Source organism: Enterococcus sp. DIV2449a (assembly GCF_051711225.1).
GTDB classification, from domain to species: Bacteria; Bacillota; Bacilli; order Lactobacillales; family Enterococcaceae; genus Enterococcus_D; species Enterococcus_D casseliflavus.
Genome location: NZ_JBIOME010000001.1, coordinates 2259106 through 2272919, shown reverse-complemented (window position 1 = coordinate 2272919; position 13814 = coordinate 2259106). Strand labels below are relative to the sequence as shown.

Below are 13814 nucleotides of genomic sequence, written 5' to 3'. Positions count from 1 at the left end.
AACAGGAAGCTTTCTGCAGCGAAAGTTTCCTGTTCTTTTTTTTGTAAGCAGTGCTTCATTTTTAGGTATACAACAAGACGGAAAAGTACATCAATCCAGCACCTAACATAACGAATAAGTGCCAAACCACATGCATGAACCGAACGGATTTTAAACTATAGAATAGCGCACCTACAGTATAAGAAACACCACCGCTTGCTAGTAAAAATGTTCCCCAGTAGCCTAAATGTTCGATCAGAGGTTTAAAGGCAATAACACATAACCAGCCCATGATGATGTAGATCAGGGTGGAGATTTTTGAGACGGTCTCTTTTTTATGAAGAGTCAGTGACTTATAAACGATGCCGCTAATTGCTAGTAGCCAAATCAAGACAAAGAGTGACCAGCCAAGCCAGCCTTGGATACTAAGCAAGCAAAAAGGTGTATAACTTCCAGCAATCAGCAAGAAAATGGAGGCATGATCAAAGACTTGGAAGACCTTTTTTGCTTTGGTAAAAATCAAACTGTGAAATAAGGTAGAAAAGAGGAAGAGCAAAATCATCATCGATCCATAAATGGCATAGGAAACGATGTGGATAGGTGACCCTAGATTTGCCCCCTTGATTAAGAGAATGACCAGTCCTGCGATACTCAGTCCTAATCCGATCCCGTGGGTTACTGCATTTAATACTTCATTGACGATCAAATATCTGCGACTAAACTTCATGTGCTGCATTCGGCACCGTCCTTTCGAATCGAAATTAGATGAAAAAAAATTTTCTCTCTGTTATACTTAGTATAAATGGTCTGTGGTTATTTTACCACGAAAAAAGACTTGATTTAAAGAGAGAGTGAATATATGATGGCAAATCTTAAAATTGTGACAGATTCTTCCAGTACGATGGAACCAAGTGTCCGTGATGCTTTGGCTATCCATGTCGTGCCTTTATCTGTAATGATCGATGGTGTCGTTTATCCAGATGATGAAACGCTGCCGGGAGAAAAATTTATGCAAATGATGGCGCAAGCCAAAGAATTACCTAAAACTAGCCAGCCGCCGATCGGTCATTTTGTAGAACTGTATGATGAATTAGGCAAAGATGGCAGTGAAATACTATCGATCCATATGACCAAAGGTCTTAGCGGAACCGTGGAAGCGGCTCGTCAAGCCAGTCATTTATCAAAAGCCAAAGTCACCGTGATCGATAGCGATACGACAGACCAAGCGTTGGCTTTTCAAGTGATTCGGGCAGCAGAATTGGCTAAAGCCGGTAAGACACTAGAAGAAGTATTACCAGAAGTGGATTTGGTGCGTGAGCATACGAAATTATTTATCGGCGTTTCAACGTTAGAAAACTTAGTAAAAGGTGGTCGTATCAGTCGTGCCAAAGGTCTTTTATCGAGTTTGCTGAACATGAAAGTGATCATGGATTTTGATCATTCAGAACTGATTCCAGTCGTCAAAGGACGCGGTGTCAAGACCTTCAATAAATGGTTTGAGGAATTAAAAGCAGAATTGAAGAATATGCCAAAAGTGACGAAAATTGGTATTTCTCATGCAGAAGGGTTAGAAATCACGGAACGTTTCCAAAAAGAACTAGCAGAATTGTTCCCTGACTTGGAGATCCCATTGCTTCATACAACACCGATCATCGCCACTCATACAGGTAGAGGTGCGTTTGCGATCACTTACAGTACGGAATAAAAAGGTGCTTCCTTTCAGCGATTCGTTTGACGACGAATCGCTTTTTGGTGTATGAAAAGCTGAAAGGAAGAATAAGCAGAATGAAGCTGCGATTCTTTGTCTACTCAAAGAGTAGGGAGCTATCTTCTTTCTTAAGTTTGAAGGATTGCGACTAGGAATTTTATGAGAATTTTGTTAAAATAGCAAAGATTACAAAGGAGTTTGAATACCTGTGAAATGGAAGAAATTAGTAACTTATTTGATCGTTGTGGGACTGATAGCCGTTGGAACAGGTGTGCTGTTTCATCTAGCTGTTCCCAAAGCGCAACCACTGCTGACCCCTGTGGACAAGCTAGCAGCCAATGATTCGAAAAAATCCGCCATTGAATACCTCGCGCTTGGGGATTCATTGACAGAAGGTGTTGGGGATGAAACAGCTCGGGGCGGCTTTGTGCCTATTTTGGCAGGAGATCTAGAGGACCGCTATGATCTGAGCAATTTAGTAACCAAAAATTATGGGGTCGCTGGTGAACGAAGCGACCAGATTTTAAAACGAGTCAAAAATGATGAAGACTTGCGCCAAGACCTTAGTCAAGCGGACCTGATTACTTTGACCGTCGGCGGAAATGACGTCTTAAAAGTGATCCAAAGCAATTTCTTCGGGCTGAGTATCGAGACGTTTACGGAACCGATGGCAGAATATAATGAACGCTTAAAAGACTTGTTTGCTCAAATCCGCGATTTGAATAGTGATGCACCAATCTATGTCTTGGGCATCTACAATCCATTTTATCTGAACTTTCCAGAGATCACCGACATGCAGACGATCATTGATAACTGGAATAAACAGACGGAAACGTTCGTCAATCAGCAAGAAAATGCCTTTTTTATTCCTATCAACGATTTGCTCTATAAAGGGTTAAGTGATGAGGTCGGTATTGCGGATACAGAAGAAGACGCAACTGAGGAAACAACACAAACAACCGACACTGGGAGTTTACCTGAGTCATCGGCGCCAAATGCTGATGAGACACAAAGCAGCACGTCGGCGACTACCGACTCATCGCAAGCTGTCGGGAATAATATCACCAACAATGTTTTGTATGAAGGCGATCGCTTCCATCCCAATAATCTTGGGTATCAACTGATGGCAAATGCCGTTCGCGATGAAGTGATCAAAACACAAAACTATTGGTTGCTAGAGGAGGAAGCAAAATGAAACCAAGCGAATCAACGAAGCAGCCGGAAAAAACAGCTGCAAGCACTAAAAAATCGATCAACTACTGGAAAATTGCTTTTCTAGTTCTGGTCGGCATCCTTTTGGGGACAACGGTTTTCTTTGCTTCAAGAATTTTTCAGCAGCGAGAAACTGGCTTAAATGAAAGTGCTGAACTTGTTCAACGGGAGGGCAGTCCTGTTCTGACCGTTAACAGCAACAAAAGCCAAGTCAATCAATTGATTGATTTTTATCTATCTGATTTTCAAAAGGATCAAGAGGTAAAATATAATTTTGAGCTGAGAAACGAAGCACTCTTAACAGGCGAGTTTCAAGTATTAGGGTTTCCTATCACGTTTTATCTCTATTTTGATCCTTATGTGACAGAAGAAGGCAATGTCCAATTAAAAGCCAAAAGTTTATCGATTGGCACCTTGGATTTGCCCACCAGTGAAGTAATGAAAATGATCAAACGTAGTTTTAAATTTCCCGAATGGATCGATGTCAATGCCGATGAACAAATTATACTGATACGATTGGATCAATTCCGCATGCAAAACGGATTGTTCATCAAGGCAAACAAAATCAATCTTGTAGATGATGAAATTCAAATGAGCTTATATTTACCAGCTGAAACGGAGGATGAATAATGGAACGAGCAATTTTTGCAGGTGGGTGTTTCTGGTGTATGATCCAGCCCTTTGATGAACTCGAAGGGGTGCATTCGATTTTTTCTGGCTATACCGCAGGACATACCGAAAATCCAACCTATGAAGAAGTCAAAAGCCATCAAACAGGGCATACTGAAGCAGTAGAAATCATTTTCGACCCAGAAAAAATCAGTTATGAGGAGCTCTTGACGATTTATTGGCAGCAAACAGATCCAACCGATGCTTTTGGCCAATTTGAAGATCGCGGCGACAATTATCGTCCGGCTATCTTCTATTTTAATGAAGAGCAGCGGAAAAAAGCCGAAGCCAGCAAAGAGGCGCTTCAGGCTTCCGGTCGATTTACCGATCCGATCGTGACCACGATCGAACCAGCCCAACCTTTTTATTTAGCGGAAGAAGAGCACCAAGAGTATTATAAAAAGAATCCTGAGAATTTTGCTCGCAATCATGCCCGTAGAGCAGCCTTTTTAGAAAATCATTGGGAGCAAGAACATGCGTAAAAGTTTTTATAGCTATTTAATGGCAGTCAAAGGACCGAGTCATACAGATGAGGCCCAGATCTTTGCTACTCATGCAAGTCATGATATCCAGTTTCCGAAGCACAGCGATGACTATGATGAAGTCTCTTCTTATCTGGAACTAAATGTTGATTATTTGCCATCCATGGATATTTTTGATCGTATCTGGGCAGAGTATCTCGAAAATAACAAATAAAAACGTCCTTCGTTTTGCCTGCACAAATGCTCAGAACGAAGTTGTTTTTTCTCAGAGAGGTGTTGTGAATGAAAAATGTAACGACAAGCCGATATATCGTTTCTCTTGTCTGTGTCGCGATTTTGTCGGGAGGCGGTGTCTATTTATGGCAAACAGCCCAGCAAAATCAGCAGACGACACAGCCGGCGACAGAAACGACGACAGAAGCCAGCGGGATGGAGAAAATCCAGTCGTTGTATGACCAGATCCTTGCGAATTATTACCAAGAAGTCGATGAGGATGCATTGATTGAGGGTGCTCTTCAAGGGATGACCGATGCGCTTGACGATCCTTACACGACGTATCTAAACCAATCAGATGCGGATAACTTGGATCAGTCCCTCTCAGGAAGTTTTGAAGGGATCGGTGCTACTTTGTCGATCGTGGAAGACTATCCCGAGGTCGCACAAGCGCCAATCAAAAACACCCCTGCAGAAAAAAGTGGTCTGCGCATGAATGATCGAATCGTCAAAGTCGATGGGGAAGATACGCAAGGACAGGAATTGTCTGAAGTCGTGAGTAAGATTCGAGGGGAAAAAGGCACGCAGGTGACCTTAACGATTCAGCGTGGAGCAGATACCTTTGATGTGGAAATCACTCGGGACGTGATCCCAATCGAAACGGTCCATGGTGAACTGGTTGAAAATGATGATACGATCGGTCGAATTGATATTACCTCCTTTGCCGAAAACACAGCAGCTGAGTTGAAAGAAACGATCACCGAGTTGCGGGAAGACGGTGCGAAATCGTTTGTTCTTGATCTAAGACAAAATCCTGGTGGATTGCTGGATCAAGTCCAGATCATGGCAAGTATGTTTTTAGAAAATGGTCAAACGATCGTGAAGTTTGCCAACAATCAAGGGGTTGTCAGTGAGACCAAAGCGAGCGAAGCATTGGATGAAGGATTCAAAGTCACAGAGCCAGTCGTTGTTTTAGTCGACGGCGGCAGTGCCTCCGCAGCTGAGATTTTTGCTGCAGCCTTGCAAGAATCAGCGAATATCCCAGTCGTTGGTACGGAAACCTTTGGTAAGGGGACCGTTCAAAATGTGAAAGATCTGGGGGATAATAGTGAATTAAAAATGACGGTCATGAAATGGCTGACACCAAATGAAAATTGGGTCAACGATCAAGGTGTGATGCCGGACTATGAAGAGGATTATCCAGAATATGCGTATTTCCCGCCATTACCTCGTGATAATGCCTTAAAAGCTGGACAATCGTCAACGGCTGTCAACAATTTGAATCAATTTCTTAAAGCGTTAGGGTATGCCACGAGCAGCGATACCTTCAATGACGAGACGACTGCAGCTGTGAAAGCCTTCCAAGAAGCTCATGACCTAAAGGCAACTGGTGAAGTCGATGCCGATACTGCCCAAGCAATTGAAAAAGAAGTAGCAGAAAAACTCAAAGCAGAGGACCCAGCGTACTTAAAAGCACTGTCCTTGCTTTCAGAAAAATAAGTAAGGAAAAAATCGGAGAGGAGGTAGATTTGTGAATGCCAAGAAACAGTGGATCGATCGTTTTTGGCTAGTTGTGAAATATGCCTTGATCGCCTTTGCAACAGCCTTCTTGATTCGGGCATTTTTACTGATTCCGGTTCCTGTTGAAGGGAACTCCATGGAAGGAACGTTGCAACAAGGAGATATGGTAGTCATCGAAAAGATTTCACCGATCCAGCGTTTTGATGTCGTTGTTTTCCAGCTGCCAGATGGTTCGACCTATATCAAGCGGGTGATTGGCTTGCCGGGTGAGTCGGTGAAATATGTCAATGATCAGCTTTACATTGATGATGAACCGGTAGATGAAGATTTTCTAGTGAAAAACCGCAGCAACGATCATGAGTCTGCCTCTTATACCAATGATTTTGATTTGGAATCTTTATTGGGCGTTGAGAAATTAGGCAAAGACAGTTATTTTGTCATTGGTGATAATCGACGTGCCTCTAAAGATAGCCGCTCCTTTGGTCCTATATCAGGCGATGCGATTTTAGGCAATGCCCGCTTTGTTTATTATCCATTGACTCATATTCGGCTGATTTAGACTGAGAAAAATAGAATGTTCCTAACTAAACATCCCCCCTTGGAATCATCTGTTGATTCCAAGGGGGGATTTTGTATAGCAATGATCCTTTTTCAAAAGGATGTGGTTTGTATCGAGAAAAGGGTGGACTTAGGCGCTATTGGCAGTTATTCTTTTTATTTTTTCATTAAAAGCAGCCAAAAGTTTCTGACACAAATTCGTTTCAAAATCACGGTAACGGCAAAAATCAATGATCGCCGTGTTTTCCTCAGTTGTAAAAGGAGGTAAAAGCTGTGGGGAACTCAGAATATAAAAGTCAAAAGGTTCCTCTGTTGGCAGCGTGATCCGTTCAATTTCAACATAGGGCAATCGTTCACATATATTAAACACTTCCATTGAGACCAAGTAATTGGATACATAGACAAAAGCAACTTTAAGCTTATATTTCTGTTCCTTTTCGATGTAAATGGGGTAAAGCAAACACGCTTGATAAAAAGCAAGATCCGTATAACAGGCTTTTAACCACTCGTAGTCTTTGCGGTTTGCTATTTTACGCCAAAAGCTCTGAATCGTATTTGTCAAAATCGTATGTAATGGGTACTTATCTTTGATTATAGTAGCTTCAAAAAAATTTAAAAGAGGAACTTTTTGCTTGAATATGCAGAACTTCAGCAATGTAAGATATGTATTCATATAAAGAAACGATTGATGGTCGAAATCAAAATCACAGAGAAATTTTTGGCAGTGTGCTTCAAATTCAGCCATCAGTTCCTTTAACTCCGATTTTTCATGCTTGTAACAGTCTTGAATGATCGGAAGGCGCACGTCTGCCGCTGAAGTTAGCATTGGCCAGTAATAAAAAAGGAAAAACAAAGCATTGATCTCAAGAATATCTATAGCTGAATCAATGATTTCAAAAAACGCTGAAAAGAAATCAAGATTTTCACCACTGGGAATAAAGGACTGGTTCGTTAACTGATAAAGATTTGTCGCGTGGCCATTCTTGATACGAAATAGACAGATTTTGCAATGAAGCAAGGCTTCTTTTTTGCCAATCTCATACTTGCTTTTGTACTTCGTTCCTTCGTAAGTCACAAAAAGTTCTTCGATCTCTTGATCAAATGCCTTCGCCAAACTATCTCCTAAAGAAATGTGCCAGATAAAATTAAACAATAAGATGCGAATCACCATCTCCGAACCTGTAAGTGCCATAGCGGACTGATTTAACGTCACGTTGAATTCTTTCAAATGGTCTTGCAGCTTCTTTGTTTGCCGAAAGCAAGTCGAACGACTGATATAGTTTCTTTGGCAAAATGCCAGTAAACTTTCATCTTGATTGGTCAAGATGCTTAACAATAATTTGTAAGAAATACTTTCTTGCGCTAAAAATTGCTGATATTGGTTGTATTCAATCAAATTTTTAGGAAGATTCAGGGTGTTTTTATGTAATGAAAGATTCACTGGGGAGAGATTTTGCAAGTCGATTTGGATCGAGGAAAGTAAACTTTTCAATCGTGTTGCACTTAAGTGGGTCAGATTTTTCACGAACTCTAGGTTGTATTCACCCGGAGCAATTGATAATAGTTTTCCGTAGAGTCCGATTTTGTCTAACGCTCGGGTATCTAAGAGTATTTTTTCAATCAAATGATCACCTTCTTGTTTTATTAATAACGTATTTATATAACGGTGTAAAGACACGTCTCAAAACTTTTGCTTTTTTTTAGAAAAATTGAGACAAATTTTTCATAGAACTGTCTCATAAAGAACAAAAATAGAAATCGCAGGTGAAAAACGATAGTTTTTTTACATTATTAAATAACATATCGATAATGAATTAACTTTAAAATAACCAACTTTTTTTTCTTATGAATAACTACAGGTGTGCCAATTAGTTCTATTTTTCAGAAAATAAAAAAAAGAGGTGTCTTTTGCTTCTTTCTTGTATGATCAGCTTGTAATTTTTGATTCTTTGAAAGGAGGTCTTTTTATGTTTTTGACAAAGAGACACCACGGGTTCTCTTTCATTTTCTGTATGTTAGGGGGGATACTATTTTTCATTTATTCGAGTTTGCAAACAAACGGGACTGCAAGTGCACAAGAAGAACATACGATCACTATTGCTGAAACGAAGCAGATCAAACTGACTGGTCACCAAGAGGGCACTCAATTTTCTTTATGCTATCAGCTACCACAAAAAAACAAACAGCAGCGTCTCTGGGTACAACTATACGCGATCGATGAAACGAAGGAACAGTTGTTACTAAAAACAAGCAATGAAGAGATGACTCAAGTCAAGGATGATTCCGCACAGTCTTGGCTTACAACCCAAGATTTCTTGCAAACACCAACGGAACAAGAACTAATCTTTCAGCTGCCTGAAGAAACGAAAAAGCTAAAATTGATGATTCAGATCGAAGAATATGACAAGGAAGGTGAAGAATCGTACAACCTACTGTCTTCGAATGAATCAGTTTTTGAAATCCCACTTGCCACAAATTCTGCTTCTTCAGAAACATCAGAAGTCAATTCTGGCACTGGATCCTCTTCAGAAGCCGTGAGTGAGTCGACCTCGGAGCAAGCGGCGACTGAAAGTTCAAAAGAAGTTTCGAACGAAGAAACGAAGGAAGAGACAAACGAGACAGGAACGGCGACAAGTGCTTCTGAAGAGGAAACACTCATTGAACCATTTAAACAAGAACGTCTTTATCAAAAAACGACTGTTTCACAAACTTTTGCTTCGATTGAACCAGATTATACGACAGACCAAAGCGGGACGTATCCTGCGGCGAACTGGAAAACTGATGAGAACAGTAACGTCTTAAATCATCAGGGGAACAAGGATGCAGGCGAAACGTGGGACGGCATAACTACATGGAATGGCGATCCAGCAAATTTGACCCATTCATATATTGAATATGGTGGTGTAGGAGACGAAGCAGATTTCGGGCTACGAAAATTTGCCAAAGAGACGAATACCCCAGGACTATTTGATGTCTACCTAAATGTACGAGGGAATGTTCAACGTCAAATTGATCCCATCGATGTCGTGTTGGTAGTGGATTGGTCAGGCAGTATGAATGAGATGGGACGGATCGCAGAAGTGAAAAAAGGCGTGGATCGCTTTTTGAATCAAATTGAAGGAAGCGGCATTCAGGATAGTGTCTACATGGGCTATGTCGGTTATTCCAGTGATGGCAGCAATTATCAAAACAAAACCTGCCAATTAGGAAAATTTTCTGAAGTCAAAGAGACGATCCGATCGATGACGCCAGAAACAGCAGCTGGGGGAACCTTTACACAAAGGGGGCTACGTCAAGCAGGGGATATGCTATCGACGCAAAATGGACATAAGAAAGTCATCGTTTTGCTAACGGATGGCGTTCCTACTTACAGTTATCATGTGTCTAAAGTGCATACCCAGGCAGACGGCAGTTATTATGGAACCGCCTTTTCTCTTACTCAAGACCAGCCGATGAATACATCGTTTCTCTACAATGGCTATTTTGCGTTTGATCAACAGAACAATTATAAATGGATCAACAATACCTTTATCGCCACGATTGGTGAAGCGATGGCGTTAAAAGAACGTGGTATCGAGATTCATGGGTTGGGGATTCAACTGCAAGGAGATCAAACCGCTGGGTATACAAAGGCCGATGTCGAGAAAAAAATGAGACAGATGGTTTCTGCTGATGAAGATGGCCATCTTTATTATGAGTCAGCCAATGAAGCAGCGGATATTGCCGACTATCTCGAGAAAAAAGCCCTTCACATTTCGGCAACAGTCACCGATGGCGAGATTACTGACCCCATTTCGCAGCCATTTGTCTACGAAGAAAATAGCTTGTCCGTCAAAAGTGTCGGGTCTGCTGCTCTAACGGTGCAGCCTGACATTTCGATGTCTGACAATACAATCCATGCTTCAGGTCTTTATTTAGGCGAAGGGCAAGAACTGCAAATTCATTATCAAGTGCGGATTCAAACAGAAGCAGCGGATTTTAAACCAGATACTTGGTATCAAATGAATGGCGAAACGGTATTTTATCCGAATCATCAGTCCGATCAAAAGGCATTGTTTGGTGTGCCATCCGCCAAAGCACCTGGGAAGGAGGTGACGATCAAAAAGCACTGGGAAGAATACGATGGCGATACCTCCAGTCGTCCTGAAACGATCTATATTGAAATAAGCAGGAGTCCTGTCAGCAATGAGAAAAGCTGGCAAACAGGGTATCTCAAACTTACTGAGACCGATGCCCAAGATCAGACAACTTGGGAACGAAGCAAAGTTTACGCGCTTTCTGAAAAGGATGGGACGGAGTACGAAGAAACCCGTCTACTGCCGCTGTATAACAATCAGGGAGAAACTTTTGATTATCAAGTCACAAATGAACGAGCAGTGGCAGGTTATGAAGCAACAAAAGTGGACGCTTATACTTGGAAAAATACAAAGGCGTTTATACCCCTGGCATTAAACCTGATCAAAAAATCCGCTGTAGGAGAGGTGAAGCTGACAGGTGCCGTTTTTGAATTGACGGGGGCAGGAGAGACAGTGACCCTTGTGGATCAAGGGGATGGAACGTATGGACTGCCAGCAGATACTGCGTTGCAAAAAGAGCAGACCTATCGTTTGGAGGAAGTCACTGCACCGGCGGGACACCATTTAGCTGAGCAAACCCAGTGGCTAATTCATATTGATACGCAAGGGAATACGACGATCGATGGGCAACCCGTCACAGTGGACGATCATACGATTACGCTGGAGATCACCAATCCGTTTACAGAAATTCCAGTTGCTATTCGAAAATATACGGTACAAAAAGAGCAGCAAGTACTGTTAGCTGGGGCTGTCTTTTCTCTGCAACAAAAAACAGCAGCGGGGGATTATCAAGAAATTGCCTCAGAAACATCGAATGACGTGGGGATGGCTGAATTTACGATCCTTGAGCCGGGCGCTTATCGCATCTCAGAAACAGCTGGTCCGCTTGGATACGATACGATTGTTGGTGATTATGAGTTTGTCGTTGGTTCAGACGGAAAGATCCAGTATCAAGGGGAAAACGTCGCTGCAGATGCCAACTGTTGGACTCTTACCCATGGCAATCAGTTAAAACCTTTTGATTTGGTGGTCAATAAACAGGATGAAGTGGGACAAGCGCTTGAGGGAGCCAAATTCCGCTTAAGCGGAAACGGTCAGACGATAGAATTACCAGAATCCCAAGAATCGCTAGCGGTATTTCATTTCCATGATCTAACACCGGGTAGCTATACCTTAGAAGAAATTGTTACGCCTGCAGGCTATGCTGGTTTAACAGCACCTGTGAAAATCAGGATCGAAGAGGATGGCAGTGTCTTGATTGACGAAAAATTGCAGCCGAATCTTCTTGTTTCTGGAGAAAAGAACAATCAAATAGAATTGATCGTCACCAATCAAGTAAAAGTGTCTCTTCCTGAAACAGGAGGGAATTGGCATGGGTGGCTGGCGATTCTTTCAGCAGGTCTACTAGTCCTTTTAACAGGTAGCTATCTGTACGTTACGCGCAAAGATAAGCCTTCATTAAAGTAATTTGACCATTCGTGAAAAAACGAAAATATCAAACATAGAAGAGAGGAAAGAACAATGAAAAAGATTTTTAATCATACGAAAATGGTTTGTCTCCTATTTTTACTTCTGCCATTTGTCTTTTTTGGAACGAAAAATCAGCAAGTATCCGCAGAGAGCAATTTGGCACAGGTCCATCTGCATAAAAAGAAAATGGTCAATTTGCCAGGTTCATTGATTCAAAATAGTGGGACTGAGATGGCAGAGTTTGATCAATACCAAGGCTTAGCCGATGTCACTTTTTCTGTCTATGATGTGACCACAGCATTTTATGAAAAACGATCTGCAGGGGCATCCGTTGAAGAAGCGAAGCGTCAAGTCCAAACCTTGACGCCTGGTTCCCCTGTAGCTAGCGGGAAAACAGATGCAGCCGGTGATTTGGTTTTTGAATTGCCGAAAAAACAAGCCGATCGGGATGCAGTTTACACCATTGTAGAAGACCCTAAAGCCGGTGTTACCACTGCTGAGAACATGGTGATCGCCTTTCCTGTTTACGAAATGATCCAACAAGCAGACGGGTCGTATGCTTACGGGGAAGAAGAATTAGACACGATTCATCTTTATCCTAAAAATACTGTCACAAATGAAGGAACGCTCCTTGTGAATAAACGAGGAACGGGGGAAAACGAACCACTGAATGATGCGGAATTTGTCATCTCAAAGCAAGAAGGAAACGCACAGACCAAGAAATATATTTTAAGTGCAGCCGATGGACTTTATACGTGGACGACTGACAAACAAGCAGCGTACCGCTTTTTAACAGGTAAACAATATGCTGCTGGAGAAACGACCATCGATGTTGATGAAAACCAAAAAGGACAGTTAAAAGTTGAGCAGTTAGAAACAGGCACCTATCAATTAGAGGAAACGAAAGCCCCAAGTCAAGCCGCTTTGATCGAACAAGAAACCATCAAGGATTTTTCGATCGCAGCAGGCAATGACGTCACGGTTGAGCTAACAGTCAAGAATGACACGACAAATGTTACCAAAACAACACCACAATTAGACGGCAAAGACGTGGAAATCGGCGAAAGAATCCAATATCACCTAACGGTTAATATCCCATTAGGTATCCAAGACAAAGTAGGAGCAGAAAACAAATACAAACATTTCCAATTGATCGATGCCCATGATCCAGCATTGACTTTTGAAAATACAGCAGAAGGAGAAACGGGTTATGCGTTGTATGATGGAGAAAAGAAAATCGACGCGACGAATTACCAAGTAACGGAAAAAGAGCATGGCTTTACGGTAACCATCAATCCAGAATTTGTACCGCAATTAACGCCGGGAAATCAATTGCGCTTTGTGTATTATATGTATTTAAATGAACAGGCTATGCCTATCAATGGCTTTAAGAATGAAGCAAATGTAGAAACAGATTTCATGACGGATCAAACGCCGCCAAGCGTGGAAGTTTTGACAGGGGGCAAACGCTTCTTAAAAGTCGATGGGGCTGTGACCGCTACCGAAGCGCTGGCAGATGCAGTTTTTGTTGTACGAGATCAAGACCGTGATGATGCCAACTACTTGAAAATCGAAGAGGGAACCAAACAGGTATCTTGGGTACAAACAGCGGATGAAGCGACGAAATTTACCACAGGTACAGATGGATTGGTTGATATCATCGGGTTGAAATTTGGCGCGTACTATTTGGAAGAAGTAAAAGCACCGAAAAATTACGTGCTGCTAACAAATCGCATCGCTTTTGAAGTCCATGAAACGTCTTATGGAACGAAAGAGCAATTGGGAGAGCCCGAAAAAGTTCCTAACCGCCGCAAAGGAACCTTACCAGCAACTGGTGGTGTCGGCACGTATTTAATGGGCGCAATCGGAGTGGTGATCGTTGGTTTAGCAGGGGGTTATTTTGTAAAACGGAAAGGGTAAGTAAAT

11 protein-coding genes are annotated in these 13814 nt (G+C 41.9%); 9 read left to right on the top strand and 2 right to left on the bottom strand.

All coding sequences use genetic code 11. The features are described 5' to 3' along the window. Positions 1-61: 61 nt before the first annotated feature. Complete coding sequence (gene trhA / locus IGI76_RS10605) at positions 62-715, bottom strand: PAQR family membrane homeostasis protein TrhA (protein ID WP_005229593.1); 654 nt, start codon at positions 713-715, stop codon at positions 62-64. Positions 716-841: 126 nt separating this feature from the next. Here trhA and IGI76_RS10600 point away from each other — a divergent pair, with 126 nt between their 5' ends. The 7 genes from IGI76_RS10600 (at position 842) to lepB (ending at position 6343) form a co-directional block, all read left to right on the top strand. Continuing rightward, the gene (locus IGI76_RS10600) at positions 842-1684 is read left to right on the top strand and encodes a DegV family protein (RefSeq protein WP_026008095.1); all 843 of its coding nucleotides are present in this window, start codon (positions 842-844) and stop codon (positions 1682-1684) included. 211 nt (positions 1685-1895) lie between these two features. Further along, positions 1896-2882: an SGNH/GDSL hydrolase family protein gene (locus IGI76_RS10595; RefSeq protein WP_121260961.1), complete on the top strand. Its 987-nt coding sequence runs from the start codon at positions 1896-1898 to the stop codon at positions 2880-2882. After that, complete coding sequence (locus IGI76_RS10590) at positions 2879-3529, top strand: YpmS family protein (RefSeq protein WP_010749381.1); 651 nt, start codon at positions 2879-2881, stop codon at positions 3527-3529. The genes IGI76_RS10595 and IGI76_RS10590 overlap by 4 nt, the downstream gene beginning before the upstream one ends. After that, positions 3529-4050, top strand: a complete 522-nt coding sequence (gene msrA, locus IGI76_RS10585; protein ID WP_231434828.1) for a peptide-methionine (S)-S-oxide reductase MsrA — start codon at positions 3529-3531, stop codon at positions 4048-4050. The genes IGI76_RS10590 and msrA overlap by 1 nt, the downstream gene beginning before the upstream one ends. Beyond that, complete coding sequence (locus IGI76_RS10580; protein WP_005229600.1) at positions 4043-4264, top strand: YozE family protein; 222 nt, start codon at positions 4043-4045, stop codon at positions 4262-4264. Before msrA ends, IGI76_RS10580 begins: the two co-directional genes overlap by 8 nt. Positions 4265-4332: 68 nt before the next feature. Beyond that, positions 4333-5763: a S41 family peptidase gene (locus IGI76_RS10575; RefSeq protein WP_010749383.1), complete on the top strand. Its 1431-nt coding sequence runs from the start codon at positions 4333-4335 to the stop codon at positions 5761-5763. A 31-nt stretch (positions 5764-5794) separates the two neighbouring features. Beyond that, positions 5795-6343 carry a signal peptidase I gene (lepB, locus tag IGI76_RS10570; protein ID WP_005229602.1) on the top strand — a complete coding sequence of 183 codons (549 nt, stop codon included), beginning with the start codon at positions 5795-5797 and terminating at the stop codon, positions 6341-6343. Positions 6344-6472: 129 nt separating this feature from the next. Here the strand turns inward: lepB and IGI76_RS10565 are convergent, their stop codons facing one another. Then, positions 6473-7966 (bottom strand): helix-turn-helix domain-containing protein, encoded by a 1494-nt coding sequence (locus tag IGI76_RS10565; RefSeq protein ID WP_438781520.1) that lies wholly within the window; start codon positions 7964-7966, stop codon positions 6473-6475. A 388-nt stretch (positions 7967-8354) separates the two neighbouring features. On the opposite strand from IGI76_RS10565, the gene IGI76_RS10560 reads away from it, so the two are divergent. Next, positions 8355-11885, top strand: a complete 3531-nt coding sequence (locus IGI76_RS10560; RefSeq protein ID WP_438792260.1) for a SpaA isopeptide-forming pilin-related protein — start codon at positions 8355-8357, stop codon at positions 11883-11885. A gap of 54 nt (positions 11886-11939) precedes the next feature. Then, the gene (locus tag IGI76_RS10555; RefSeq protein WP_231434826.1) at positions 11940-13808 is read left to right on the top strand and encodes a SpaH/EbpB family LPXTG-anchored major pilin; all 1869 of its coding nucleotides are present in this window, start codon (positions 11940-11942) and stop codon (positions 13806-13808) included. Positions 13809-13814: the final 6 nt, after the last annotated feature.